The 25,321-nt window shown below is 59.4% G+C and carries 24 protein-coding genes and 3 tRNA genes; 14 read left to right on the top strand and 13 right to left on the bottom strand.

What is annotated here, in order from left to right:
* Positions 1-254: 254 nt before the first annotated feature.
* Complete coding sequence (locus tag FAZ30_RS09365) at positions 255-1,799, top strand: sensor histidine kinase (protein ID WP_124643078.1); 1,545 nt, start codon at positions 255-257, stop codon at positions 1,797-1,799.
* The gene (locus FAZ30_RS09360; RefSeq protein ID WP_124643080.1) at positions 1,796-3,379 is read left to right on the top strand and encodes a DUF3369 domain-containing protein; all 1,584 of its coding nucleotides are present in this window, start codon (positions 1,796-1,798) and stop codon (positions 3,377-3,379) included. The genes FAZ30_RS09365 and FAZ30_RS09360 overlap by 4 nt, the downstream gene beginning before the upstream one ends.
* Positions 3,380-3,452: 73 nt before the next feature.
* On the opposite strand, the gene trhA is transcribed toward FAZ30_RS09360, so the two are convergent.
* From trhA to FAZ30_RS09325, 7 genes are all read right to left on the bottom strand, one after another.
* Positions 3,453-4,070, bottom strand: a complete 618-nt coding sequence (trhA, locus tag FAZ30_RS09355; protein ID WP_103524899.1) for a PAQR family membrane homeostasis protein TrhA — start codon at positions 4,068-4,070, stop codon at positions 3,453-3,455.
* A 217-nt stretch (positions 4,071-4,287) separates the two neighbouring features.
* A complete protein-coding gene (adk, locus tag FAZ30_RS09350; RefSeq protein ID WP_124643083.1) occupies positions 4,288-4,944 on the bottom strand; it encodes an adenylate kinase in 657 nt (218 codons plus the stop codon).
* A gap of 79 nt (positions 4,945-5,023) precedes the next feature.
* Positions 5,024-5,785: a 3-deoxy-manno-octulosonate cytidylyltransferase gene (kdsB, locus tag FAZ30_RS09345; protein WP_124643085.1), complete on the bottom strand. Its 762-nt coding sequence runs from the start codon at positions 5,783-5,785 to the stop codon at positions 5,024-5,026.
* Positions 5,782-5,964: a Trm112 family protein gene (locus FAZ30_RS09340; RefSeq protein WP_137009334.1), complete on the bottom strand. Its 183-nt coding sequence runs from the start codon at positions 5,962-5,964 to the stop codon at positions 5,782-5,784. The genes kdsB and FAZ30_RS09340 overlap by 4 nt, the downstream gene beginning before the upstream one ends.
* Positions 5,954-6,985 (bottom strand): tetraacyldisaccharide 4'-kinase, encoded by a 1,032-nt coding sequence (lpxK, locus tag FAZ30_RS09335; RefSeq protein ID WP_233578395.1) that lies wholly within the window; start codon positions 6,983-6,985, stop codon positions 5,954-5,956. The genes FAZ30_RS09340 and lpxK overlap by 11 nt, the downstream gene beginning before the upstream one ends.
* Positions 6,982-7,401, bottom strand: coding sequence for an ExbD/TolR family protein (locus tag FAZ30_RS09330; protein WP_124643087.1), 420 nt, complete (start codon positions 7,399-7,401; stop codon positions 6,982-6,984). The genes lpxK and FAZ30_RS09330 overlap by 4 nt, the downstream gene beginning before the upstream one ends.
* The gene (locus FAZ30_RS09325) at positions 7,398-8,021 is read right to left on the bottom strand and encodes a MotA/TolQ/ExbB proton channel family protein (RefSeq protein ID WP_124643089.1); all 624 of its coding nucleotides are present in this window, start codon (positions 8,019-8,021) and stop codon (positions 7,398-7,400) included. Before FAZ30_RS09325 ends, FAZ30_RS09330 begins: the two co-directional genes overlap by 4 nt.
* A gap of 382 nt (positions 8,022-8,403) precedes the next feature.
* Here FAZ30_RS09325 and xseA point away from each other — a divergent pair, with 382 nt between their 5' ends.
* Complete coding sequence (gene xseA, locus FAZ30_RS09320) at positions 8,404-9,759, top strand: exodeoxyribonuclease VII large subunit (RefSeq protein WP_124643091.1); 1,356 nt, start codon at positions 8,404-8,406, stop codon at positions 9,757-9,759.
* Positions 9,760-9,844: 85 nt separating this feature from the next.
* Positions 9,845-10,303 carry a DUF4442 domain-containing protein gene (locus tag FAZ30_RS09315; protein ID WP_124643093.1) on the top strand — a complete coding sequence of 153 codons (459 nt, stop codon included), beginning with the start codon at positions 9,845-9,847 and terminating at the stop codon, positions 10,301-10,303.
* A gap of 36 nt (positions 10,304-10,339) precedes the next feature.
* On the opposite strand, the gene FAZ30_RS09310 is transcribed toward FAZ30_RS09315, so the two are convergent.
* Entirely contained in the window at positions 10,340-10,636 is a 297-nt protein-coding gene (locus FAZ30_RS09310; RefSeq protein ID WP_045845528.1) for an ArsR/SmtB family transcription factor, read from the bottom strand.
* Between the two features lie 113 nt (positions 10,637-10,749).
* Between FAZ30_RS09310 and gpmI the strand changes: the two genes are divergently transcribed.
* From gpmI to ettA, 8 genes are all read left to right on the top strand, one after another.
* Positions 10,750-12,270 (top strand): 2,3-bisphosphoglycerate-independent phosphoglycerate mutase, encoded by a 1,521-nt coding sequence (gene gpmI / locus FAZ30_RS09305; protein ID WP_137009333.1) that lies wholly within the window; start codon positions 10,750-10,752, stop codon positions 12,268-12,270.
* A gap of 106 nt (positions 12,271-12,376) precedes the next feature.
* Positions 12,377-13,705, top strand: a complete 1,329-nt coding sequence (locus FAZ30_RS09300; protein ID WP_124643097.1) for a murein hydrolase activator EnvC family protein — start codon at positions 12,377-12,379, stop codon at positions 13,703-13,705.
* 47 nt (positions 13,706-13,752) lie between these two features.
* Positions 13,753-15,165, top strand: a complete 1,413-nt coding sequence (locus FAZ30_RS09295; protein ID WP_124643099.1) for a S41 family peptidase — start codon at positions 13,753-13,755, stop codon at positions 15,163-15,165.
* A gap of 152 nt (positions 15,166-15,317) precedes the next feature.
* On the top strand, positions 15,318-16,625 hold the full coding sequence (argA, locus tag FAZ30_RS09290; RefSeq protein ID WP_124643101.1) for an amino-acid N-acetyltransferase: 1,308 nt from the start codon (positions 15,318-15,320) through the stop codon (positions 16,623-16,625).
* A gap of 97 nt (positions 16,626-16,722) precedes the next feature.
* The gene (locus tag FAZ30_RS09285) at positions 16,723-16,995 is read left to right on the top strand and encodes an oxidative damage protection protein (protein ID WP_059286551.1); all 273 of its coding nucleotides are present in this window, start codon (positions 16,723-16,725) and stop codon (positions 16,993-16,995) included.
* 71 nt (positions 16,996-17,066) lie between these two features.
* Positions 17,067-19,124, top strand: a complete 2,058-nt coding sequence (gene ppk1 / locus FAZ30_RS09280; protein WP_124643103.1) for a polyphosphate kinase 1 — start codon at positions 17,067-17,069, stop codon at positions 19,122-19,124.
* A 99-nt stretch (positions 19,125-19,223) separates the two neighbouring features.
* On the top strand, positions 19,224-19,703 hold the full coding sequence (locus FAZ30_RS09275; protein ID WP_124643105.1) for a DUF456 domain-containing protein: 480 nt from the start codon (positions 19,224-19,226) through the stop codon (positions 19,701-19,703).
* 84 nt (positions 19,704-19,787) lie between these two features.
* Positions 19,788-21,455: an energy-dependent translational throttle protein EttA gene (gene ettA, locus FAZ30_RS09270; RefSeq protein WP_124643107.1), complete on the top strand. Its 1,668-nt coding sequence runs from the start codon at positions 19,788-19,790 to the stop codon at positions 21,453-21,455.
* A 57-nt stretch (positions 21,456-21,512) separates the two neighbouring features.
* On the opposite strand, the gene FAZ30_RS09265 is transcribed toward ettA, so the two are convergent.
* Complete coding sequence (locus FAZ30_RS09265; RefSeq protein WP_103524883.1) at positions 21,513-21,758, bottom strand: CDGSH iron-sulfur domain-containing protein; 246 nt, start codon at positions 21,756-21,758, stop codon at positions 21,513-21,515.
* 105 nt (positions 21,759-21,863) lie between these two features.
* On the opposite strand from FAZ30_RS09265, the gene FAZ30_RS09260 reads away from it, so the two are divergent.
* Positions 21,864-22,538, top strand: a complete 675-nt coding sequence (locus tag FAZ30_RS09260) for a peptidoglycan DD-metalloendopeptidase family protein (protein WP_124643108.1) — start codon at positions 21,864-21,866, stop codon at positions 22,536-22,538.
* Here FAZ30_RS09260 and FAZ30_RS09255 read toward each other — a convergent pair.
* The gene (locus tag FAZ30_RS09255) at positions 22,532-23,455 is read right to left on the bottom strand and encodes a 2-hydroxyacid dehydrogenase (protein ID WP_124643110.1); all 924 of its coding nucleotides are present in this window, start codon (positions 23,453-23,455) and stop codon (positions 22,532-22,534) included. The two genes, FAZ30_RS09260 and FAZ30_RS09255, sit on opposite strands and share 7 nt — an antisense overlap.
* A 199-nt stretch (positions 23,456-23,654) precedes the next feature.
* Here FAZ30_RS09255 and FAZ30_RS09250 point away from each other — a divergent pair, with 199 nt between their 5' ends.
* Complete coding sequence (locus tag FAZ30_RS09250) at positions 23,655-24,872, top strand: DUF1615 domain-containing protein (RefSeq protein ID WP_124643112.1); 1,218 nt, start codon at positions 23,655-23,657, stop codon at positions 24,870-24,872.
* A gap of 138 nt (positions 24,873-25,010) precedes the next feature.
* Here FAZ30_RS09250 and FAZ30_RS09245 read toward each other — a convergent pair.
* From FAZ30_RS09245 to FAZ30_RS09235, 3 genes are all read right to left on the bottom strand, one after another.
* Positions 25,011-25,085, bottom strand: a tRNA-Glu gene (locus FAZ30_RS09245).
* 2 nt (positions 25,086-25,087) lie between these two features.
* A tRNA-Arg gene (locus tag FAZ30_RS09240) sits at positions 25,088-25,164 on the bottom strand.
* A gap of 6 nt (positions 25,165-25,170) precedes the next feature.
* Positions 25,171-25,264: transfer RNA gene (locus FAZ30_RS09235), tRNA-Ser, on the bottom strand.
* Between the last annotated feature and the right edge of the window lie 57 nt (positions 25,265-25,321).

Here is a 25,321-nt window from a genome sequence, read left to right as displayed (position 1 = left end):
CATTAGCCAGAGCAGTGCCAATATGCTGATGGCAACTGGCTCAAGCTGCACTTGAGTGCAAAAAAACTGCATTTCTCAACCAACGCCTGCTGGTTGTGCTGCCATTTGCAAGCGTAAACCATTAAATTATCCCCATCACGCATAACAGCCGTGACAGCTTCATACTGCGATGCCAACATGCTTAGCAAACAGTTGTAGCAATTCCCGTGTTGAGTTTCTAGGATTCAAACAGGGTAAGAGGGATAATAAAAGCAATGAACAGTATCAAATCAAAGCTCAGGCTCTGGCTGATGATGGGGGTGACCGTGATCGTGGCAATCACCGGTCTGTTGTCTTATAACCAGAACCGCAGCCAGGATGAAGCAGACTACCAGGCACAACGCGCCTCACTGCAGGCGCGGCTATCCTTGTCCCTGCCACACGGGGTCTGGCAGATGGACGACTCCTACACCCGCCTGACACTGGATGCCGAGCTGGGCTGGAACTCGGTGGTGGCCATTCGCATTACCGGTGACGCTGGCCTGAACATCGGCCGCATCCGCAGCGACAGCAACACCTTGCGCGACATGGCACCATCCGAAAAGCCCAGCAGCGATGATGTGCTGAGCTTACCCATCATCTACCAGAACCGCGAAAAGCTCGGCACAGCCACCGTCTACCTGTCCCGTAGCCAGCTGGAACACCGCCAACTGGTGCACTTGCTGGAAATCCTGCTGGAAATCGTGGTACTGGACGTGTTGATCTTCTTCGTGATGACCTACAACCTGAACCGCTTCGTGTTCGATCCACTAAAGCGCTTGCAGGATGCACTGAATCGGGCGGCCAGCAGTGATGACGCCAAGTCCTCACGCATTTCGCAGGAAACCCAGGATGAGTTCGGTGCAGTCACCCGCAGCTTCAACCGCATTGTCGACCGCATTTCGGCTGACCTCGCCATGCGTACGGCGGCCGAGGCCCAGGCCCGTCTGGAAAAGGACAATGCCGAGCTGGCCCTGCGCCAGCTGGTGCACACCCAGCAAACCCTGGTTGAGGCTGAAAAACTCGCCTCGCTGGGCAGCCTGGTGGCTGGCGTGGCCCATGAAATCAACACACCGGTGGGCATTACCCTGACCACGGCCTCACACCTGGCCACCACGACCCTGCATATCACGGAAAAACTGGATAACGGCGGCATCAAGAAAAGCGACTTCCAGGCTTATCTGGATACCGCCAAAGAGTGCTGCGAACTGATTCTGTCCAATGCAGAACGCGCCGCCAACCTGATCCACAGCTTCAAGCAAGTGGCGGTGGATCAAACCAGCGAACAGCGCCGCGACTTCCAGCTCAACGACTATCTGAGTGAAATCGTCACCAGTCTCAAGCCGCGCTTCAAGCGCTCGCAGACCAGCATCGACATCTCCTGCGAAGACGACCTGCTGCTGGACAGCTATCCGGGAGCGGTGTCGCAAGTCATCACCAATCTGCTGGTCAATGCACTGGTGCATGGCTTTGATGAAAAGCCCGGCGGGGCCATCAGCATCCATGCCGAGCGCAGCAGCAACAATAATGTAAAGCTGAGCATCAAGGATAACGGCAAGGGCATCCCTGCCGAAAACCTCAGCCGCATCTTCGACCCCTTCTTCACCACGCGCCGTGGCAGCGGTGGCAGCGGGCTCGGTCTGCATATCGTCTACAACATCATCCGGCAACGTTTGGGTGGCAGTATCGAGGTGCACAGCGAAGTCGGCAAAGGTAGTAGCTTCATCATCACCATTCCCTGCATCGCCCCTGAAATTCAGCACAAGGAGTTCAACCAATGAGCCAGCAGCAAGCAAATGACGACGACTGGCTGCTGGATGATGATCCGCCAGATCTGAGCGCACCTGTGCCCCCGTACAGGCATCCATGGAAAATCCTGATCGTGGATGATGAGCCGGATGTCCACAGTGCCACGGCGCTGGCCATCCGCAATATGCGCTACAAGGATCGTGCACTCGAGCTGCTCAGTGCCTACTCGGCAGGCGAAGCCCTGCAGATGCTGCAACAGCATGGCGACGTCGCGCTGATACTGCTGGACGTGGTAATGGAGACCGATGACGCCGGCCTGCGCCTGGTGCGCCGCATCCGCGAGGAACTGCAGATCAGCACCACCCGCATCGTGCTGCGCACCGGCCAACCCGGCCAGGCACCGGAACAGGAAGTCATCCTCAACTACGATATCAACGACTACAAAACCAAGACCGAGCTGACGGTACAAAAGCTGTTTACCACGGTCATCGCCTCGCTGCGGGCCTACGAGAACCTGATCACCATCGAAAAAAACCGTCAGGGTCTGGCCAAGATTCTGGAAGGGGCGGCCGATCTATACCAGATGTTCTCGCTGAAGGAGTTCGCCTCTGGCGTGCTCAAGCAGATCAGCGCCATTCTGGATGTGGGCACCGATGGCATTCTCTGCGTGGAAAGCACGCCAGACATGACGGGCCGGCCACAACTGGAAATCCTGGCCGCAGCCGGTGCCTATGAAAGCCTGCTGGAAAGTGGCAGCCTGGACGACTACCCGGAACTGGCCAGCGCCATCCGGCAGGCCTTGCAGGAAAAGCGCAATATCTACCAGCACCCCTATGATGTGCTGTGCATTACCGCGCAGAACGGGCGCGAATTCGCCGTACACTTCACCCCGCCCTGGCCGCTGGACGATGTAGAGCGCAATCTGCTGGAGGTGTTCTGCCAGCGTATTTCCTCGGCCTACGACAACCTTTATCTCTACAACCAGCTGCGCCATTCGCAGGAAGCCACCGTGGTGGCCCTGGCAGCGCTGGCTGAATATCGTGATACCGATACCGGTGCCCACGTGCTGCGGGTGCAGAAGCTCACCGATGCCATTGCCGGCGAAATCCGCCAGCGCGGGCAGTATCTGGACTTGCTCACTGCCGAATTCATGGACATGGTGGGCATGGCCAGCATCCTGCACGATGTCGGCAAGGTCGGCACGCCGGATCACATTCTGTTCAAACCGGGCAAGCTGGACCCCGACGAGCGGCGCATCATGGAGCAGCACGCCGGTATTGGTGCCAGCATCCTGGCCAAATCGGCACAGATGGTGGAGGGGCAGAGCTATCTGTCACTGGGTTCTGAAATTGCCGGCGGCCACCACGAGCACTTCGATGGCAATGGCTACCCGAACAAGCTCAAAGAGCAGCAAATACCGCTCTCTGCCCGCATTGTGGCGGTGGTGGATGTGTTTGATGCCCTGCTGAACAAGCGCCCCTACAAGGAGCCATGGGAGCTGACGGAAACCCTGGACTATATCCGCAGCCGCGCAGGCAGCCAGTTTGATCCGGTAGTGGTCAGTGCGCTGTGCGATATGGTGGACGAAGGCAGGCTGCCCTTTGAACTGTAAGCAAATCCATCCCCATGACAAAGCCGCCAGCAGCATACGCTGTGGCGGCTTTGTCATGGTCAGGCGGCGCTAATCAGGCGACGTAAAACATCACACTGACAAACTGGCAGATGCTGCCACCCAGCACAAACAAGTGCCAGATACCGTGGCCATGGCGGATTTTCTCGTCATTGAGAAACCAGTAAATACCCACGCTGTAAATCAGGCCGCCCAAGGCCAGCCAGAACAGCCCGCCCCAGGACATGGCGGCAATCAGCGGCTGCATGGCAATCACCACCAGCCAGCCCATCACCACATACAGAATCATCGACAGCAGCCGGGTGCGCCGCCCCAGTGTCAACTCCTGGATAATGCCGAAAATGGCCAGGCCCCAACTCAGACCGAACAGTGTCCAGCCCCAGGCTCCACGCAAGGTGACCAGACAATACGGCGTGTAGCTGCCGGCAATCAGCAAATAGATGGCCGAATGGTCACACTTCTGCAAAATGGCCTTGGCCCGTCCTCTGGCGCTGTGATACAGCGTGGAAATCAGATACAGCAGCACCAGCGTAGAACCATACAGGCTGAAGCTGACAATTTTCCAGGGATCGCCCTGCTCTGCCGCCACATACACCAGGCTGATCAGCCCGGTAATGGCCAGCACGGTGCCCACCAGGTGGGAAATCCCGTTGAAGCGCTCTCCGTAATACATAACACCTCTTTCTCTTGCCCGGCAGGAAATATGGCAAAACCGAAGCTGCCGCCCCGGACAGGCTTGGGCAAGCAAAACACCACCACAGTTCCAGTGTATACCAGCAAGATAGCGTCAATTCATCGCAATACAAGCATGGGCAAGGCGAAAATGCTGCGACAGCAATAACAAAGCGGGCCGCAGCCCGCTTTGTTTCATCAAGCACTCAGTCTGCAGCTCAGGCGCCCAGCGCCTTCAATACATTGCCACGCACGACATCTACCGGCTGGGTGCCATCGATCTTGACGTACTTGGGAGCCTTGGCATCGCCGCTGGCAGCGCGCTCGCCATAGAAGCCCACCAGCACTTCGGTTTGCTCGTGATACACCGCCAGACGCTTTTTCACGGTTTCTTCGTGGTCGTCATCACGCTGGATCAAGTCTTCACCGGTCTCGTCATCCTTGCCGGCCACTTTCGGCGGATTGAAGGTGATGTGGTAGGTACGACCGGAGGCCAGATGTACACGACGGCCAGCCATGCGCTCAACGATGGCCGCATCCGGCACATCAATCTCAACCACGTAGTCGATATCCACGCCGGCAGCAATCATGGCTTCGGCTTGCGGAATGGTACGCGGGAAACCGTCGAACAGAAAACCGTTGACACAATCGGCTTCGGCGATACGTTCCTTGACCAGACCGATGATGATGTCGTCGCGCACCAGACCGCCGGCATCCATGATGGATTTGGCTTCCAGGCCCAGCGGGGTGCCAGCCTTGACGGCCGCACGCAGCATGTCGCCAGTGGAAATCTGCGGAATGCCGAACTGTTCACGAATATAGTTGGCCTGAGTGCCCTTGCCAGCGCCCGGAGCGCCCAACAGAATCAATCGCATAATTACTCCCGTCAGTTTGTATGTCGTTTATTGTGTTTGGTGTTCATCGGCCGTCTTCTGCTGCGGCCTTGCCCGGCGCTCAGCGCCCGGCCAGTACGGCACGCACCCGTTCCAAGTCTTCCGGCGTATCCACGCCGGCCGCGGGTGCTTCACTCACCGTGGCCACCATGATGGGGTAGCCATGCCACAGCACGCGCAGCTGTTCCAGTGCTTCGAACTGCTCCAGCGGTGCCGGGCTCAATGAGCTGTAAGTCTGCAAAAAACCTGCCTGATAGGCATACATGCCGATGTGCCGCAAGACCGGTAGGTCGGCTGGCAAGACGCTTGTATCGTGTACAAACGCGTCACGGGCATAGGGAATGGGCGCCCGGCTGAAATACAGGGCCCGCCCAGCATGGTCCAGCACAACCTTGACCACATTGGGATTGAACATATCTTGTGCTGCATGAAACGGGTGGGCCACGGTGGCCATTGGCACCTTGGTCTCGGCCATCAGGGCGGCCAAGCGGTCGATCAGTGCCGGATCGATCAAGGGCTCATCGCCCTGAACGTTGACCACGATCTGCGCGTCATCCCACTGCATCTGCTGTGCGACCTCGGCCAGGCGGTCGGTGCCGCTGGCGTGATCAACACGCGTCATCACCGCGGCGATGCCATGTGCAGCACAGGCTTGCAAGATATCGGCATGGTCGGTAGCCACCACCACCTGGCTGGCTGCACTTTTTGCCGCCTGCTCGGCCACCCGCACCACCATGGGCTTGCCGGCCAGATCAGCCAGCGGCTTGCCCGGCAAACGGCTGGAGGCCATGCGCGCAGGGATGACGACGGCAAAACCGCTCATTTTACTTCTTCTTCCGGCGGCAGTTCGCGCGCTTCGGTTTCCAGCATCATCGGGATGCCGTCCCCCACCGGGAATGCCAGACGATCGCCCTTGCAGATCAGTTCCTGCTGGGCCTTGTCGAATACCAGCGGGCCCTTGCACAGCGGGCACACCAGGATGTCCAGAAATTTAGCGTCCATGTCTTATCTTCAATCGGGAAAGTAGCCAGCCCGCCAGATCCGGCGTCAGCTGTGCCGTAACCGGCAAGACCCATAGTCTAGCACGCTGCGCCGCATCATGAATCACCCGCCGCAATTTCACCGCATCTTTGCTGGTGACGATGATGGGGCTGTCGCCAGCAGGCAAATCCGCCGCGCTGAAATCGTGGTGATCAGGAAAGCTGAGGCAGTGCTGCAGCGAAAATCCCAGGCCTTGCAAGGTGTTGAAAAAACGCTCGGGGTGACCGATACCCGCCAATGCCAGCACCGGCTCGGCACCGAAATCCGCCACGCTGCGACTCCGTGCCGGATCGGCCAGCGCCACCAGGCGCTCTGCACTCAGCCGCATCTGAAAGCATGGCAAAGTGGCAGGCAGTGCCAGGGAGGAGGCTGCGCCATTCACCACCACCGCATCTACGCTGGCAAGACGTGCGGCCGGCTCACGCAGCGGGCCTGCCGGCAACAAATGGCCATTGCCCAGACCGCGCCCACCGTCCAGCACCACCACTTCCAGTGTGCGGGCCAGCCGGTAGTGCTGCAGGCCGTCATCGGTCAGGATCAATTGCAAATCAGGATGGCAGTGCAGTAACCATTCACCGGCGGCAACCCGGTCCCGTCCCACCACAACCGGTGCACCACTGGCAGCCAACAGCAGTGGCTCGTCCCCCACCAGTTCCGGGCTACAGTCGGCACTCACCAACCTTGGCTGCCGGTGCGTCCCGCCATAGCCACGACTCACCACCCCCACCCGCACGCCCTGGGCTTGCAAGCTGGCCAGCAGACTCAAGGTCAGCGGTGTTTTACCGACACCACCCACATTGATGTTGCCAATCACCACCACCGGCACCGCCAGCTTATGGCTGCGCAGCAGTCGCAGGCGATAAGCCGTGCGCCGCAGCGCCGACACCAGTGCAAACAGCCCTTCCAGCGGAGCCAGAAGGGCTGTCAGCCACCAAGTAGGTTGATACCAGTGGCGTTCGATACGTTGACTGATGCGACTCACGGTGTGCTGTTTTGCGTGGCAAAAGTCAGCTGGGTCAGGCCAGCAGCCCGTGCGGCCTCCATGACACTCACTACCGACTGATGAGTCGCCTTGGCATCGGCGTTGATGATGATCACCGGGTCTTTCTTGCCGGCAGCTGCATCGCGCAACTGCACCTGCAAGGCAGATTTGTCGCCGGCGGCCAGCTTGTGTCCTGCCACCTCCATTTCACCGGAAGCCGCCACCGCTACCGTGATCTCGGTAGCCACAGGCTGGCTGGTTTCGGCCTGGGCACTGGGCAGATTGATCTTCAGCTCGGCGAATTTGGAATAGGTGGTGGTGACCATCAGGAAAATCAGGATCACCAGCAGCAAATCAATCATCGGGATGAAGTTGATTTCCGGCTCCTCGCGTTGCCGTCCGCGACGAAAATTCATGACTTGCTGCCGTTCTGGCGGTCGCCGTGCAGCACTTCCACCAGTTTCACCGCCTGGGACTCCATCTCGACCAGCAAGCCATCCACGCGGGCGCGGAAGTGGCGATAGAACATCATGCTGGGAATGGCCACGATCAAACCAAAGGCGGTGTTGTACAGCGCAATGGAAATACCATGTGCCAGTTGCTGGGGATTGGAAGAACCGCCCGGAGCCTGCGACCCGAAAATCTCGATCATGCCGATCACCGTACCCAGCAGACCCAGCAAGGGGGCCATGGCCGCGATGGTGCCCAGCGTATTCAGAAAGCGTTCCAGTTGATGCGCCACCACGCGGCCTTCGTCCTCGATGGCGTCTTTCATTACCTCGCGGCTAACGCTGACATTGCGCAGGCCGGCGGCAAACAGCTTGCCCAGCGGTGAGTGCTTGTTGAGTAATTGCAGCAGGTCTGCAGAGGCGCCAACCCGGCGATATTCGGTTACAGTCTGCGCCAGCAGGCCATCCGGCACGATCAGCGATGCGCGCAAACTGAACAGCCGCTCGAAGATGATGGCCAGCGAAATGACCGAGGCCAGAATGATGGTCCAGATCGGCCAGCCGGCCGCTTCAATGATTGACCACACGAAACATTCTCCAAAGCTTTAGCTAAACGCTAAACTTTAGCGGTTGCCAGGGTTCTCGGCAACCGTAGTCAGAGACTTGCCGGTAATAAAAAAAGACATTTCCCAAACCAATGTAAGGAAATTCGCTAAGAGTCGATTTTCTAAGGGAAATTTGGCCGCATCCACAGATGCTGTGGATAACTTTGTTGATAAGCTTGTGAACAGACCGCTCATATCCTGCTGGCACGGCGCTTTCATCCGGCTGCACGCAATTTGAACAAAATACACAAGCTATTGTTTTTAAAAGAATTTAATCAAAGCAACATACCCCCAGCCAAAAGCATTGTCCGACAATTTACAGACGACAAAAAACGGTATTCCTGCTGTGGATGACTTGACAACCATGAATTTCAATACCTCGGCCAACGACGTTATCAGTGTCTCCTCGCTTAACCGCATGGCGCGCGACCTGCTCGAATCGGGCCTGCCCCCCATGTGGATCGGCGGAGAAATATCCAATCTGACGCTGGCAGCCTCCGGTCACGCCTATTTCTCGCTCAAGGATGGCGGCGCACAAATACGCTGCGTCATGTTCCGTCACAAGCTGAGCCTGCTCCCCTTCCGCCTGGCCGAAGGCATGCAGGTGGAACTCAAAGGACTGGTCACCCTGTACGAAGCCCGCGGTGACTTCCAGATCAATGTCGATACCATGCGCTCGGCCGGACTGGGCCGACTGTACGAAGCATTTGAAAAGCTCAAAGCCAAGCTGAATGCCGAGGGTTTGTTCGATCAGGCCCGCAAGCGTGCCTTGCCGCCGCACCCACGCGCCATCGGCATCGTCACCTCTCCAGCAGCGGCAGCACTGCGCGATGTCGTCACCACCCTGGCTCGACGCATGCCTGGCATTCCCGTCATCCTCTACCCGGCACAGGTGCAGGGAGAAGCGGCCGCCCGGCAAATTGCCACCGCCATCCAGCAAGCCTCGACCCGGCAGGAAGTGGAAGTACTGATTGTCTGCCGGGGTGGCGGCAGCATCGAAGACTTGTGGTCATTCAACGAGGAGATCGTTGCCCGCGCCCTTGCCGCCTGCAGCATTCCCACCGTCAGCGGCGTTGGCCACGAAACCGATTTCACCATCTGCGACTTTGTTGCCGACCGCCGGGCCCCCACCCCGACGGCCGCTGCCGAGCTGGTTTCTCCCAGTCAGGAACAACTGCGGCTGCAACTGGAGCAAGGCAAGCGCGGGCTGGAGCGGGCCTTGTCCCGTCTGCTGACCGACAAGTCCCAACGACTGGACTATCTGGCCCGTCGTCTGGCACATCCCGGCGACAAGCTGCGCCGTCAGGCCCTAGCCCTGACCCAGGCCTGCGACCGTATGCAGCGCGGGCTGGACACCCTGTTCTCACGCCGGCGCTGGGCACTGCAACTGGCCAGCAGCCGCATGCAGCGGCACCAGCCACAGCTTGCCCAGCAGCAGCAACACCTTGCCCGCCTGGCCGAGCGCATGCAACGTGGCATCAGCCAGACGCTGGACCGACAACAGCAATTGCTACAGCGACATCACGCCACACTGGAGGCAATGAACCCGGAAGCGGTGCTCAGCCGTGGCTATGCCATTGTTCAAAAGCGCGACGGGCAGGCAGTTAAATCGCCACAAGAGTTGTTGAATCAGGAGAGAGTGCTGCTCCGTCTGGCCGAAGGCATCACCGAAGCCATCATCGATCATCCGCAAGGCGCGCAGCCAGAATTGCCATTCTGAAAGCAGACGAACCGAAAACAGGTTTACTTGACATGGATCAGCTTTTTGCCGAGCATGTAAATCAAACAACCGTTTGAATGCAGCCATGTTGAAACCTTCGCCGCGCCTGATCAAGACCATCATCAACCTGTGGCCGCCCTTTCTGGGAGCGGGCATCAAGGTTTGCCACATTGCCGCCGACTGGAAACAAGTTGATGTGCGCTTGCGGCTTGGTCTGACCAACCGCAATTATGTCGGCGTGCACTTCGGTGGCAGCCTGTATTCAATGACCGACCCGTTTTTCATGCTGATGCTGATACAGTCGCTCGGCCCGGACTATGTGGTGTGGGACAAGGCCGGCTCCATCGAATACCACAAGCCCGGCACCGGCGTGGTCAGCGCGCGCTTCCGCCTGGACGAGATGCAATTGCAGGACATCCGCCAACGTACCGCCGGCGGCGAGAAATATCTGCCGGAGCTGCAGGTTGATATCCGGGATCAGGCTGGCGATATTGTCGCCACCGTTAACAAAACGCTGTATGTAAGACGCAAGAAAGGCCGCTGAGCGGCCTTTTTTCATTGATATCGGCTGGCAGATGGGTCAGTCGACAAAACCACAGAATACTTCACGCATCATCTTGAGCACTTCCAGTGTCCGGATATCGCCAACGCGGTAATAAACCCGGTTCGCATCCTTGCGTGTTCGCAGCACACCTTTGTCGCGCATGATGGCCAGATGTTGCGAGATATTGCTCTGCGAGGTTCCCACCTGTTCCACAATATCCTGCACACTGACTTCCTGGTCGCCCAGTACCGAAATGATCTTCAACCGCAAGGGATGCGACATTGCCTTCATCGCCCTCGAGGACTGTTCGATCTGGTCATCGTTGAACAGCAAGCTCTGCTCCTAAGTAGATTGCAATGCGTATTTATATTGGTTTGACTACGGTACAATACTAACTAAAAAAATCAATACCATCAAGAATTTCTAATATTCTGATTGTGGACATCATGACAGCTATCACACCGGTATTACTCCTCATCCTCGACGGCTTCGGACACCGACTGGAGGGCGACGACAACGCCATCCTGCATGCCAATACCCCCACCTGGAACGCACTGAAACAGGCTTTTCCCTACGGTGTCATCGATGCCTCCGAAGGCCATGTTGGCCTTCCCAAAGGGCAGTTTGGCAACTCGGAAGTCGGCCATCTCAACATCGGCGCTGGTCGGATTGTCCAACAAGACATCAGCCGCATCGATTGCGATATCGAAGAAAACCGTTTCGACCAGAACCCTGTCCTGCAACAAGCCATCCAGCAAGCAAAAACCTCTGCGCTGCACGTGATGGGCCTGTTGTCCGATGGCGGCGTCCACAGCCATGAAAATCACATTTTTGCCCTGATCCGTGCCGCTCAGGCCGCGGGCGTCAGCAAGATTTACGTGCATGCCTTCCTGGATGGCCGCGACACCCCGCCGCGCAGTGCAGAAACCTACCTCAAGCGTCTGGATGAGGTGCTGGCGGACTGCCCGGCAGCGCGTCTGGTATCGGTCACCGGCCGTTACTGGGCCATGGATCGCGACAAACGCTGGGAGCGGGTAGAGCCTGCCTATCGCCTGCTGGTGGAAGGCGAAGGTCTGTACCATGCCGATAGCGGTCTGGCTGCATTGACCGCAGCCTATGCTCGCGACGAGAACGACGAATTCGTCGCAGCCACCAGCATCGGCCAGCCAGTGAAGATGCAGGACGGCGATGTCGCCCTGTTCATGAATTTCCGCGCCGACCGCGCCCGCCAGCTCACCACCGCACTGACCGACCCGGCCTTCAGCGGCTTTAGCGCCCGCCAGCCCAAGTTGGGCCTGTTCGCCACCCTCACCTCGTATGGCGAGGCTTACCGCAATCCGGTGGCCTATGCTCCGCAAAAAATCAGCAATGGTCTGGGCGAATACCTGTCCGCACAGGGCCTGCAGCAGCTGCGCATTGCCGAAACAGAAAAATATCCGCACGTCACCTACTTCTTCAATGGTGGAGAAGAGCAGGTGTATCCGGGTGAAGAGCGCATCCTCGTGCCCTCGCCCAAGGTAGCCACCTACGACTTGCAGCCGGAAATGAACGCGGCCCAGGTGACCGACCACATCGTGGAAGCCATTGCCTCGGGCAAATATCAGGCCATCATCTGCAATTACGCCAATGGCGATATGGTGGGCCATACCGGCAAGTTCGATGCGGCAGTGAAGGCGGTAGAGGCACTGGATGGCTGCATCAAGCGCTGCGTGGATGCCATGCGCGCCGCCGGCGGCGAAGTGCTGATCACCGCCGATCACGGGAACTGCGAGCAGATGTTCGACTCTGTGCATCACCAGCCGCACACCCAGCACACGCTGGACAAGGTGCCCTTCCTTTACATCGGCCGCAAAGCCAAGATCAAGGAAGGTGGCGCACTGCGAGACATCTCGCCGTCGCTGCTGGCCATGATGGGCCTGCCCCAGCCGGAAGAAATGACCGGCCGTTCGCTGATCGACTTCCAGTAAGTCGCTGCGCCGGTCTGCCATGCAGACCGGCTGCCTCTCCGGCCACATCCCTCCGCATCCGCCTGTTATCATGCAGGCCACAGGCTTAATCCGAAGCGATAATGGAATGAAACCGATACTGCTGTTCGCCCTGCTGGCCGGCGCGGCCCACGCCGCGACACCCACTGCCTCTCCTCCCCTGTCTACCGCACCACAGCAGCAGAATCTGCAATCGGTGCGCAAGGAAATCGACAGCTTGAAAAAGGACCTCGCCCAGAAGCAGGTGGTACAGCAGGAAGCCAAATCGGCCATTCAGGAGTCGGAACAGGCCATCGCCAAGACCAGCAAGGTGATTGCCACGCTGGAAAACAAGCAAAGCAATTCGGCACAACAACTGGCCGAGCTGCGCAAGCAAGTACAAGACACCGCAAACAAGCTGGCTACCACTCGGCAGCATGTCGCGCAGATGCTGGCCAGGCAGTACAAGAATGGCGATCACGACGCCATGAAGCTGATGCTCAACGCCGACGACCCCAACCAGACCTCGCGCGACATGGTGTACTACCAGCACATTGCCAAAGCCCAGCAGCAGATGGTGGCGCAGCTGATTACCCACCAGCACGAACTGGAAGCGCTCACCTACCAACTGGAACAGGAGCTGGCCCGGCTGGACGCCCTGTCGAATCACAAGAGCCGGGAAAAAAGCGCCCTGCTCAACAACAAAACCAGCAAGCAGGCCCAATTGAACAAGCTGTCCGGAGAAATCCAGGCCGGGCAAAGCCGCTTGGGCAAGCTGCAAGAGGATGAAAAGCGGCTGACCAACCTGATTGCCCAGATCAATCAGGAAATCGAACGCCGCCGCAAGGAAGCCGCCCGCAAGGCGGCAGAAGAACGCAAGGCCAGACAGGCCGCGGCCATGGCGGCGAAGAAGGAAAACGAGCGCCGTCGCAAGCTGGCCGAAAACGCCCGCAAGCAAGGCAAGCCGGTGCCGGAAGTAGCCAAGAAAACCGTGCCGGTGCCACAGGAAAAACCCGTCGACGATGTGGCAGACAACAGCGCTGCCGGCAAGGCTTTCACCAGCCTGCAGGGCCGCATGAAAATGCCGGTATCAGGCGTACTGGCCGGCCGCTTTGGCAGCGCCCGTAGTGAAGGGACTTCGTGGAAGGGCCTGTTCATCAAAACGGCAGCGGGTCAGGCCGTGCATGCGGTCGCCGACGGCAACGTAGTGTATGCTGATGCGCTGCGCGGATTCGGCAACGCCGTGATCATTGACCATGGCGGCAATTACCTCACGGTGTATACCGGCCTGTCCTCCATCGGCAAGAGCGTGGGCAGTTCGGTCAAAGCAGGTGAAACACTCGGCAACACAGGCGCACTGGACAGCGGCGAATCCGGCCTGTACTTTGAAATCCGGCATATGGGACGACCTCTCAACCCGCAAACCTGGGTACGCTAAGCCACCCGCGGTATCGGAGACCAACACACAATATGACTAGTCATCGCATGAAAAAAATTGCCTGGCTCGCGGCCGGCGCTCTGGCCGGCGGCGCCCTTACCCTCAGTGTGCAGGCTTTTGCCGGCAAGGAACCCACTGCGCTGCCGCTGAACGAATTACGTACCTTTGCCGAAGTATTTGGCCGCATCAAGCAGGATTATGTTGATCCGGTCGATGACAAAAAGCTGATCACCGAAGCCATCAAGGGCATGCTCAGCGGACTGGACCCGCATTCCGACTACATGGATGCCGACGCTTTCAAGGAATTGCGTGAAGGTACCCAGGGCGAATTCGGTGGTCTGGGCATTGAAATCGGTGCCGAAGACGGCCTGGTAAAAGTCGTCTCGCCGATTGAAGACACGCCGGCGCAAAAGGCTGGCATCAAGAGTGGCGACCTCATCATCAAGATCGATGACACCCCGGTACGTGGCCTGTCGTTGAACGATGCGGTCAAGCGCATGCGTGGCAAACCCGGCACCAAGGTCACGCTGACCATTGCCCGCAAGAGTGAAACCAAACCGCTGGTATTCACCCTCAACCGCGCCATCATCAAAACCAAGAGCGTCAAGTTCAAGCTGCTGGAACCGGGCTACGGCTATGTCCGCATCACCCAGTTCCAGGAACACACCACCGAGAACCTGGCCGAAGCCGTGGCCAGCATGACCAAGCAGAACAAGCAGCCGCTCAAGGGCCTGGTGCTTGATCTGCGTGATGACCCCGGTGGCCTGCTGACCAGCGCCGTTGGCGTATCCGCCGCCTTCCTGCCCAAGGATGCGCTGGTGGTCTACACCGAAGGCCGCACCGCCGATGCCAAGATGAAGCTGACTGCCACGCCGCAGAACTACGGCCGCCCGGGCATGCCCGATCCGCTGTCGGTCCTGCCGCAGGAAACCCACAAAGTACCGCTGGTGGTGCTGGTCAACGGCGGCTCGGCCTCGGCCTCGGAAATCGTCGCTGGTGCGCTGCAAGACCACAAGCGCGCTGTGCTGGTGGGTACCCAGACCTTCGGCAAAGGCTCGGTGCAATCCATCCTGCCGCTGGGCAGTGCCGGTGGCATCAAGCTGACTACCGCCCGCTACTTCACGCCAAGCGGTCGCTCCATCCAGGCCAAGGGCATTGTGCCGGATGTGGTGGTGGAAGACGCTACCGTGACGGCCGCCGACCAGGCCCTGCGCGTGCGCGAAGTGGATCTGGAAAACCATCTGGCCAACCCCAATGGCGACGACGCTCCGGCCAAGGCGAGCAAACCGGCAAAACCGCCGGTGGCCGCTCCGCTCAAGCAGGAAGCGCCCAAGCAGCAGGATGACAAGAACGCCAGCCCGGATAATCCGCGCGAACCCAATCCGAAGCAGGATTACCAGCTATCGCAAGGTCTGAACATCCTCAAGGTGCAGCAGCTCCTGATCAAACAAGGTAATTGATACCGCCTCAGACAGCCACCCCGCCACGTGCGGGGTGGCTGTTTTCGTTTCTTCCCCGCAGATGACAGGTGGCAAAAGCCCTGCCCATGCCGTCCTATTCCTGCTAGGCTTGTCACTTCTGAAGTCCTTCCATGGCGGGAGCCAATCCAACAATGCTGAATCGGGAATTTGTCCTCTCATTCCGTGAAGCCGCCCCTTACATCAATACCTTTCGTGGTAAAACCTTCGTGCTCGCCATCAGCGGCGAAGCAGTGATGGAGGGCGGTTTTTACAATCTGTCGCAGGATATCAATCTGCTGGTCAGTCTGGGTGTGCGCGTGGTGCTGGTGCATGGCATCCGCCCCCAGATCGAAGCCCTGCTCAAGCGCTTCGGACTGAACCGGCTGTTCCACCGCGACCGACGAGTGACCGATGCCAGTACCATGGAAATCGTCAAGCAAGCCTGTGGCGTTACCCGGCACGGCATCGAGGCACAACTGTCGATGGGTATGCCCAATTCCCCCATGTTCGGCGCTCATCTGCGCGTGGCCGGTGGCAATTTCATCACCGCCCAGCCGCTGGGTGTGCTCGATGGTGTGGACATGCAGTACACCGGACAGGTACGGCGCATCGATGTGGACGGCATCAATACCCGGCTGACTGCCGGCGAGCTGGTCTTGCTGTCGCCGGTCGGTTATTCAGTCACCGGCGAAGCCTTCAACCTGACCATGGAAGAAATGGCCGCCCAACTGGCCTCGGCACTGAAAGCCGAGAAGCTTATCTTTGTGATCGAGGGTCGTGGCGTCACCAACGAGCTGGGTCAGCATGTCAGTTCGCTCACCGCCCAGCAGGCCGAAGACCTGCTGCAGGCCGGTCACTTGCAACGCGATGTCACCGCCTACCTGCCCTATGCCGTGAAAGCCACCCGCGACGGCATCCCGCGCGCGCATCTGGTCAGCCATCATGAAGATGGCTCGCTACTGGCTGAGCTGTTTACCAATGGCGGCACCGGCACCATGATTGCGCGCGATTCGCTGGTGAAGGTGCGCAGCGCCAGCATTGATGATGTCGGGCCCATACTCAATCTGATTCGCCCGCTGGAAGAACAAGGCATTCTGGTCAAGCGCAGTCGCGAACACCTGGAAATGGAAATCTCCCAGTATTCGGTGCTGGAACACGACGGCAAGATTTATGGCTGCGTGGCCATGCACGCCTTCCCCGAGGCCGGCATGGCCGAGCTGGCTTGCCTGGCGGTAGCACCCGAGCGGCGCGAAGGCCGCTTTGGCGAAACCCTGCTCAAGCATGTGGAATACCAGGCGCGCACCCAGGGCCTGAAAGCCTTGTTCGTGCTGACCACCCAGACCGCACACTGGTTTGTCGAGCGCGGTTTTGCCGAAGCCGGCCGTGGCCAGTTGCCACTGGCGCGCCAGGCCTTCTACAACAATCAGCGCCGCTCGAAAATATTCGTCAAACAGCTGTAAACCCACCTTCAGCCACAGCCGTGGCATGGTTGGAAGGGTTTCATGTCTGTGACACAATACTGCAGTATATTCGGTTTAACTTTTGCAAGGATTCGCAATGGCAAGAAACGTCAATTGCATCAAGCTGGGTCGCGAGGCTGAAGGTCTCGACTTCCCCCCGTTGCCGGGCGAGCTTGGCAAGCGTGTGTATGAAAGTGTTTCCAAGGAAGCCTGGCAAGGCTGGTTGCGTTATCAGACCATGCTGATCAACGAAAACCGCCTGAGCCTGGCCGATGCCCGTGCCCGCCAGTATCTGGCAGCGCAGCTGGAAGCCTATTTCTTCGGTGCCGGTGCAGATGCACCAGCCGGCTACACGCCGCCGCAGCAGTAAGCAATACGCAGAGCCCTCCTGACCGAGGGCTTTTTTGTCTCAATCACTCTCAATTATTGGCGCGAAACCGTATGTCACAAACCCACGAGTTGCTGCTCAACCGTGAACTGGGCCTGATCGAATTCAACCGCAGAGTACTGGCTCAGGCCGAAGACCCAAGCCTGCCGCTGCTGGAGCGCCTGAAGTACCTGTGCATCGTCTCCTCCAATCTGGACGAGTTTTTCGAAGTACGCATGGCCTGGCTGAAGGATACCGCCCTGCTCACCCCCAGCCGCATTCTGGCCGACGGCTCGACACCGGCACAGATCATGGCCAAGGTATCAGCCGCCTCGCACGAACTGGTCCGCCAGCAATACGCCGTGATGAGTGATGTATTGTTCCCGGCGCTGCGTCAGGAAGACATCATTTTCCTGCGCCGTACTGAATGGACCGAGCAGCAACAGCAATGGGTGCATGATTTCTTCAGTAACGAGCTGCTGCCCATCCTTACCCCCATCGGACTGGACCCGTCCCACCCCTTCCCCAAGGTGTTGAACAAATCGCTCAACTTCGCGGTGGAACTGGAAGGACGCGATGCCTTTGGCCGCCAGTCTGACATCGCCATCGTGCAGGCCCCGCGCATCCTGCCGCGCGTGATCAAGGTGCCGCCGGAAGTGTGCAACGGCCACCCCCATACCTTTGTTTTCCTGTCCTCCATCCTGCACTCGCATGTGCACGAGCTGTTCCTCGGCATGACGGTCAAGGGCTGCTACCAGTTCCGCGTCACCCGCGACAGCGAACTGACGGTGGAAGACGAAGACCTGAAAAACCTGCGCACCGCCCTGCAAGGCGAATTGCGTCAGCGCCAGTTTGGCGATGCAGTACGGCTGGAAATCGCCGATACCTGCCCGCCGCACATGGAAGAATTCCTGCTCACCCAGTTCAATCTGAAAAAGCAGGATGTCTACCGCGTCAACGGCCCGGTCAATCTGGTACGCCTGATGCAGGTGCCGGATCTGGTCGACCGTCCCGACCTGAAATTCCCGCCCTTCGTACCCTCCCTGCCCGACCAGCTGGACAAGAAAGTGCCGCTGTTCGACGCCATCCGCAAGGGCGATATCCTGCTGCATCACCCCTTCCAGAGCTTCCAGCCGGTCATCGACATGCTGAATCTGGCCGCCACCGACCCGCAGGTCGTGGCCATCAAGATGACGGTATATCGCACCGGTACCGACTCGGTGCTGATGGAATCGCTGATTGCCGCTGCCCGTGCCGGCAAGCAGGTCACCGTGGTGCTGGAGTTGATGGCGCGCTTCGATGAAGAAGCCAACATCAGCTGGGCCAGCCACCTGGAAGATGCCGGCGCACACGTGGTATACGGCGTGTTCGGCTACAAGGTCCATGCCAAGATGCTGATGGTGATCCGCCGCGAAGACAAACGCCTGCGCCGCTATGTGCATCTGGGCACCGGCAACTACCATCCGCGCACCGCCCGCTTCTATACCGACCTGGGCCTGCTGACCTGCAACGAAGACATCGCCAGCGATGTGAACGACATCTTCGTGCAACTGACTGGCCTCGGTCGTGCCAGCCAGCTCAAACAGCTGTACCAGAGCCCGTTTACCCTGCACAGCCTGCTGCTCGACTCCATCGAACGCGAAATCGAACACGCCCAGCAAGGCCGTCCGGCGCAGATCATCGCCAAGATGAATGCCCTGCTGGAACCACAGGTAATTCATGCCCTGTACCGCGCCAGCCAGGCCGGGGTGAAGATCCAGCTGATCATCCGTGGCGTGTGCGCCCTGCGCCCGGGCGTGCCGGGCCTGTCGGAAAACATCACCGTGCGCTCGGTGGTCGGCCGCTTCCTCGAGCATCCGCGTGTCTACTACTTCTATAACGACAAGCAGGAAAACCTCTACATCGCCAGTGCCGACTGGATGGGCCGCAACCTGTTCCGCCGCATTGAAACCTGCTCGCCCATCCTCGACCCCAAGGTCAAGCGCCGCATCATCAAGGAAGCGCTGCGCCTGTACCTGGAAGACAATGTCAACGCCTGGGACATGCAATCTGACGGCAGCTACAAGCGTCGCCCCAGCCGTGGCAAGGAGCGCTGCGCACAGAACGTGCTGCTGGAAGAATACGCCCGCTAAAACCTGAGCCCAGCAGGCAGATGACATGGCGGCCGGCCGGCGGAACTTCCGTCGCCCGGCCGCTTTCTCATGGTGTTGCCGCTACTTCGAGGAGCCCACGTGACTATCCTGCTCTACTTGCTAGCCAGCCTGCTGATCATCATCGGCATGGCCGGCGTCCTGTTTCCCGCTCTGCCCGGTCTGCCGCTGATGCTGGGCGGCATGCTGCTCATCGGCTGGGTCGATGACTTCCAGCACCTGGGCAGCCTATCGCTCACCATCCTGACGCTGATCACCCTGTGTGGCGTTGCCGTCGATTTTCTCGCCGGCCTGCTGGGCGCCAAGATGACCGGTGCCAGCAAACAAGCCTTGTGGGGCGCCTTTATTGGTAGCATTGCCGGTCTGCCCATGGGGCTGGCCGGCGTCATTCTGGGGCCGCTGGTGGGTGCCATGATTGGCGAATTCATTGCCCGGCGCGACGCCTGGCAGGCCGGTCGCGTGGGTGTGGGCACGCTGGCCGGCTTTCTGGTCGGTACCGCCGCCAAGATCGGCTGTGCCTTCGCCATGCTCACCACCGCCATCCTCGCCTGGTTCTGGTAAAGCAGTCTCGAAAGCAGGCAACGCCAGCGCGGCCTGCTTTTGGTAGAATCCCCCCATTAACGATTACCTTCTGCGTGGTCCCTCATGGCTCAATATGTAATGTCTATGCTCCGCGTGAGCAAAGTGGTGCCGCCCAAGCGCCAGATCATCAAGGATATTTCGCTGTCCTTCTTCCCCGGTGCCAAGATCGGCCTGTTGGGTCTGAACGGCTCGGGCAAATCCACCGTGCTGCGCATCATGGCCAATGTGGACAAGGAATACGACGGTGAAGTCCAGCATCTGCCGGGCGTGAAAATCGGCTACCTGCCGCAGGAACCGCAGTTGGACCCGGAAAAATCCGTGCGCGAAGAAGTGGAAAGCGGCATGGGTGATGTGATGGGCGCGCAAAAGCGTCTGGAAGAAGTGTATGCCGCCTACGCCGAAGAAGATGCCGACTTCGACGCCCTGGCCGAAGAACAGGCCAAGCTGGAAGCCATCATCTCCGCCGGTGCCGGTGACAATGTACAACTGCAGCTGGAACTGGCCGCCGACGCACTGCGTCTGCCGCCGTGGGACGCCAAGATCGGCCCGCTGTCCGGTGGTGAAAAGCGCCGCGTGGCGCTGTGCAAGCTGCTGCTGTCCAAGCCCGACATGCTGCTGCTGGATGAGCCGACCAACCACCTGGACGCCGAATCGGTAGAGTGGCTGGAACAATTCCTGGTGCGCTTCCCCGGCACCGTGGTAGCCGTCACCCACGACCGCTACTTCCTCGACAACGCGGCCGAATGGATTCTGGAACTGGACCGTGGCGAAGGCATCCCGTGGAAGGGCAACTACTCCAGCTGGCTGGAGCAGAAGGAAGAGCGCCTGGAGAAGGAAGCCAAGAGCGAAGGCGCGCGCATGAAGGCGATGAAGCAGGAACTGGAATGGGTGCGCCAGAACCCCAAGGGCCGCCAGGCCAAGTCCAAGGCGCGTATTGCCCGCTTCGAAGAACTGTCCAGCTACGAAACCCAGAAGCGCAACGAAACCCAGGAAATCTTCATCCCCGTAGCCGAGCGCCTGGGTAATGAAGTGATCGAATTCGACGGTGTGTCCAAGGGCTTTGGCGACCGCCTGCTGATCGACAACCTGTCGTTCAAGGCACCGGCTGGTGCCATCGTCGGCATCATCGGCCCCAACGGTGCCGGTAAATCAACGCTGTTCAAGATGATTGCCGGCAAGGAGCAGCCGGACTCCGGTAGCGTGAGTATCGGCCAGACCGTACAGATGGCCTTTGTCGAACAGAGCCGCGAAGGCCTGGAAGACGACAAGACCGTATTCGACGACGTGTCCGGTGGTGCCGACATCCTGACGGTTGGCCGCTTTGAAATGTCCAGCCGCGCCTATCTGGGCCGCTTCAACTTCAAGGGTGCCGATCAGCAGAAGAAGGTAGGCATGCTGTCTGGGGGTGAACGTGGCCGTCTGCATCTGGCCAAGACCCTGCTCAAGGGCGGCAATGTGCTGCTGCTGGATGAACCGTCCAATGACCTGGACGTGGAAACCTTGCGTGCGCTGGAAGATGCGCTGCTGGAATTCGCCGGCACCGTGTTCGTGATCTCCCACGACCGCTGGTTCCTCGACCGTATCGCCACCCATATCCTGGCGGCGGAAGGCGAATCGCAGTGGACCTTCTTTGACGGCAACTATCAGGAATACGAAGCCGACAAGAAAAAGCGTCTGGGCGAAGAAGGTGCCAAGCCCAAGCGTATCCGCTACAAGCCCATCATCCGCTGATCAGCCAGTCACAAGAAACCCCGCCTTGGCGGGGTTTTTCTTTACAACACCAACAGCTCAGGACAGCTGGCTGTGCGAACCATCGCACAAGGGCTTGCCTTCACTCAACTTGCAGCCACAGAAGTAAACCAGCCCGCTTTGCTCGGCCACATACTCCACCGGGCTGAAACAGGAGCCGGCATGACTGCCATCGCAGAACGGCTGCTTGTCGCTTTGTCCACAGGCGCACCACCAGTAATGCTTGCCGGCCTCCACTTCTACGGCATAGGGAAAGCTCTGTGGCGAGAACGGTTCATCGGCCATCGTGCACTCCTTTCAAAACTGCAGCGGGGCTTTCAGCTTAGTGGGCAAACGGCACGAAAACCAGCCAAGTCGGCCGGTAGTGCAGGGCAATGCTAAAATGCCCGCATGCAATCCCTTCTTCGCCGCTGTTACCTGCTGCTGATACTGGTCATCACCGCCTGCAGCACGCTACCAGACTACCCGCCGGCACCGGCAGGCTTTTACCGTGTTCAGCCCGGTGACACGCTGTACCGCATTGCGCTCAAGCATCGCCAGAGCGTCGGCAATCTGGTGAGCTGGAATCAACTGAAAGACCCGGCCAGCATCAATGCCGGCCAGCTTCTGCGCATCAGCCCGCAGGCCACCAGTAGCTCCACCCAGGCCAAGCCACCAGTCAAACCGGCCACCAGCACGCCAGCACGCCCGGTCGCCAGCGCCATCACGCTGCAATGGCCGGCCACAGGGCAATTAATTGGCAAGTTCAATGGCAGCAGCAACAAGGGCATCGACATCGCGGGCAAAGCAGGCGACCCGGTGCGTGCGGCCGCCAGCGGCACCGTAGCCTATGCCGGCAAGGGCATACGCGCCTATGGCAACCTGCTCATCATCAAGCATGGCAATGATTACCTCACCGCCTATGCCCACAACCAGACGCTGCTGGTGAAAGAAGGCCAGGCAGTCAAAGCCGGGCAGCAAATTGCCACGCTAGGCCGCTCCGGCAGTACACGCGACATGCTGCATTTCGAGCTGCGCCACCAGGGCCGGGCCACCAACCCGCTGGCGGTACTGCCCGCTCAGTAACCGCGCTCTCTCAGCACCAGGCCCTGCGGCGGCACACCTTGCTGCAGCGCCTGCAGATTGGCCACAATCTGCGCCACCGCCGGCTCGGCCAGCGTCATGGCGGCAATATGCGGTGTCAGCAGCACCGCCGGGTGGCGCCACAATGGATGGACACTCTCCAACGGCTCCACTACAAACACATCCAGCAAGGCAAAGCGCAGATGGCCGCTATCCAGCATGCCCAGCAGGGCCGCTTCGTCCACTTGCTCGCCACGCCCGGCATTGATCAGCGCCGCACCACGCGGTAGTTGCCGCAATAGCTGGCTGTTCAGCAAACCACGGGTTTCTGCCGTGGCCGGCAGCAGATTGATCAGGATGTCACTGCGCGCCAGCAAGGCAGGTAAGCCCTGCTCACCGACAAAATCAGCCACGCCCGGCAACTGCCGCCCCTGCCTGCTCCAGCCAGCCACCTCGTAGCCCATTGCCGCCAGGCCTTGCGCCACCCTGCCACCAATCTCTCCCAGCCCCAACACGCCAATCCGGGTCTGGCCGGCAGCCGTAGCAGCCAGCGCCTGCCACTGACGGTGCTGTTGCTGGCGCTGATACTGGTCCATGCGGCGCTGCACATGCAGCACACCGTAGAGCACGTACTCCAGCATCTGCTGCGCCATGCCGGCATCGCTCAGCCGGATCACCGGCACCGCCGGGTCCAGATCATCACGGCGCAGAATGCGATCCACACCGGCACCCAGTACGAATACCGCCTGCAATTGCGTCATGCCGGCAAAAAAACCGGCCGGCGGATTCCACACCACGGCATGCCGCACCTGCGTAGCCTCCACCGGCTGCGGCCAGCAGACTACCTGCCGCTGTGGCAGCGCTTGCTGCAGTAACTGGCGGTACTGCTCGCCGTCTTGCGCGCTATATAGATAAATCATCGGTCTCTCCCACCTGTGGCTTGTTGCTGGGCGCTGATGTTTGCGCCGGCCCGGTCATGCATTGTAAATAACAGCGCGGCCAGCAACAGCATTTTCCTGCCTGAGCGGCCCATGCTTGCCGATACGGCAAGACTGCAAGCATTGCCGCACCGGCGCAGATAGCCTAAGGTCTCGGCTTGGCCTCTTGGACTTTATCCGTATGACCCGTCATCTTTTCAGCCTGGCGCTGCTAGCCGGGCTTTGCGCCTGTAGCACCACGCCGACAAATCTGGCCCCCGTACCAGTACCTGCACCCGTTATCCCTACCGCAGCCAGCGAGCCCGCCGCCACGGTTGTGACCACTCCCCCGCCAGTCACCCCACCCGTCACTATCAGCCCGGTCACTCCCCCCGGCAGCAAAGCACCGCTGACAGAAAGCCAGGCACGCACCTTGTTGAACCGCCTGCTGCCACCTGGCATCGGTGATCGCCAGGGCTGGAACAATGACATCCTGAGTGCCTTTACCGCACTCAAGCTCCCCTACCGAGCCGACAATTTCTGCGCCGTAGCCGCGGTGATCGAGCAGGAATCCAGCTGGCAAGGCGACCCCGGCGTGCCTAATCTGCCAGCCATTGTCTGGGGCAAGATCGGCGAGCGTGCCAACAAATACCTGGTACCGCTGCCGGTGGTCAAAGCCGCCCTGCTGAAAACCTCGCCCAATGGCAAAAGCTACAAATCACGCATAGACAATCTGCGCACCGAGCGCGAGATGAATCTGTTATTCGAAGACATGTCAGCCGAAGCCAGCAAGCTGGGGCTGCCGATGAATATGAAGAACCCCATTCGCACCGGCGGGCCGATGCAGGTAAGCGTGGAGTTTGCCGAAGCCCACGTCAAAATCTGGCCCTATCCTTACCAGACCGGCAACAGCATCCGCAATGACGTCTTCACCCGCCGTGGCGGCGTGTATTTTGGCAGCGCCATCCTGCTGCAATACCCGGCTCCCTATCAGGACATGCGCTATCGCTTCGCCGACTTCAATGCCGGGCGCTACAGCAGCCGCAATGCGGCATTCCAGGCCGCGCTCAGCCAGCTCACCGGCCGCAAGCTGGCACTGGATGGCGATTTGCTCAGCTATAGCGGCAAACAGGCCAGTGGCAGCAGCTACCGGGCGCTGCTGGAACTCAAGACAAAACTGGACATGAAACAAGGCGAGATCGAACGGGATTTGCAGCAGGAGAAGAACAGCGCCTTTGCGCAAAGCGAGCTGTACCGCAAGCTGTTTGCACTGGCAGACAAGCAGGCCGGCAAGCCCCAGCCACGCGAACGCATGCCGCAGATCGACCTGCACAGCCCGAAAATCAGCCGCAAGCTGACCACACAATGGTTTGCCGACAAGGTGAATGTGCGCTACCAGGCCTGCATGGCACGGCAATAGCGATGATCAGGCAAGCAGGCCATGTATGGTCTGCTTGCCGAACTGGAAGGAAACACGTACGGCAGGAATACCGCAACAGGGAAAAGGAAAACAGAAACGAAAAAGCCCAGTCTTGCGACTGGGCTTGATCTTGAATCCTGGCGTCCCCACGGGGAATCGAACCCCGGCTACCGCCGTGAAAGGGCGGTGTTCTAACCGCTAAACTATAGGGACTTTGGTGCACCCGGAGCGATTCGAACGCCCGACCCTTTGGTTCGTAGCCAAATACTCTATCCAACTGAGCTACGGGTGCAGATTCTGGCGGAGAAAGAGGGATTCGAACCCTCGATACAGGTTTAAGCCCGTATGCTTCCTTAGCAGGGAAGTGCCTTCGACCACTCGGCCATTTCTCCGTTCAGAGAGCGCCATATTAAGCAAGCTGGCGCGCCCTGTCAAGCATCTACCTAAAA

The sequence above is a fragment of the Aquitalea aquatilis genome (assembly GCF_005155025.1).
GTDB lineage: Bacteria > Pseudomonadota > Gammaproteobacteria > Burkholderiales > Chromobacteriaceae > Aquitalea > Aquitalea aquatilis.
The sequence above is the reverse complement of the archived record's forward strand: the minus strand, read 5'-3'. Positions and strand labels throughout refer to the sequence as shown.

Bases quoted from the DNA above. Each gene is read 5' to 3' on its own strand.
- FAZ30_RS09285 (WP_059286551.1), top strand. From the start codon at position 16,723: ATGGCAAGAAACGTCAATTGCATCAAGCTGGGTCGCGAGGCTGAAGGT.
- FAZ30_RS09265 (WP_103524883.1), bottom strand. From the start codon at position 21,758: ATGGCCGATGAACCGTTCTCGCCACAGAGCTTTCCCTATGCCGTAGAA.
- adk (WP_124643083.1), bottom strand. From the start codon at position 4,944: ATGCGATTGATTCTGTTGGGCGCTCCGGGCGCTGGCAAGGGCACTCAG.
- FAZ30_RS09295 (WP_124643099.1), top strand. From the start codon at position 13,753: ATGAAAAAAATTGCCTGGCTCGCGGCCGGCGCTCTGGCCGGCGGCGCC.
- FAZ30_RS09300 (WP_124643097.1), top strand. From the start codon at position 12,377: ATGAAACCGATACTGCTGTTCGCCCTGCTGGCCGGCGCGGCCCACGCC.
- FAZ30_RS09260 (WP_124643108.1), top strand. From the start codon at position 21,864: ATGCAATCCCTTCTTCGCCGCTGTTACCTGCTGCTGATACTGGTCATC.
- kdsB (WP_124643085.1), bottom strand. From the start codon at position 5,785: ATGAGCGGTTTTGCCGTCGTCATCCCTGCGCGCATGGCCTCCAGCCGT.
- FAZ30_RS09255 (WP_124643110.1), bottom strand. From the start codon at position 23,455: ATGATTTATCTATATAGCGCGCAAGACGGCGAGCAGTACCGCCAGTTA.
- FAZ30_RS09250 (WP_124643112.1), top strand. From the start codon at position 23,655: ATGACCCGTCATCTTTTCAGCCTGGCGCTGCTAGCCGGGCTTTGCGCC.
- FAZ30_RS09315 (WP_124643093.1), top strand. From the start codon at position 9,845: ATGTTGAAACCTTCGCCGCGCCTGATCAAGACCATCATCAACCTGTGG.
- FAZ30_RS09330 (WP_124643087.1), bottom strand. From the start codon at position 7,401: ATGAATTTTCGTCGCGGACGGCAACGCGAGGAGCCGGAAATCAACTTC.
- FAZ30_RS09365 (WP_124643078.1), top strand. From the start codon at position 255: ATGAACAGTATCAAATCAAAGCTCAGGCTCTGGCTGATGATGGGGGTG.
- trhA (WP_103524899.1), bottom strand. From the start codon at position 4,070: ATGTATTACGGAGAGCGCTTCAACGGGATTTCCCACCTGGTGGGCACC.
- argA (WP_124643101.1), top strand. From the start codon at position 15,318: ATGCTGAATCGGGAATTTGTCCTCTCATTCCGTGAAGCCGCCCCTTAC.
- xseA (WP_124643091.1), top strand. From the start codon at position 8,404: ATGAATTTCAATACCTCGGCCAACGACGTTATCAGTGTCTCCTCGCTT.
- ettA (WP_124643107.1), top strand. From the start codon at position 19,788: ATGGCTCAATATGTAATGTCTATGCTCCGCGTGAGCAAAGTGGTGCCG.
- FAZ30_RS09360 (WP_124643080.1), top strand. From the start codon at position 1,796: ATGAGCCAGCAGCAAGCAAATGACGACGACTGGCTGCTGGATGATGAT.
- FAZ30_RS09340 (WP_137009334.1), bottom strand. From the start codon at position 5,964: ATGGACGCTAAATTTCTGGACATCCTGGTGTGCCCGCTGTGCAAGGGC.
- gpmI (WP_137009333.1), top strand. From the start codon at position 10,750: ATGACAGCTATCACACCGGTATTACTCCTCATCCTCGACGGCTTCGGA.
- ppk1 (WP_124643103.1), top strand. From the start codon at position 17,067: ATGTCACAAACCCACGAGTTGCTGCTCAACCGTGAACTGGGCCTGATC.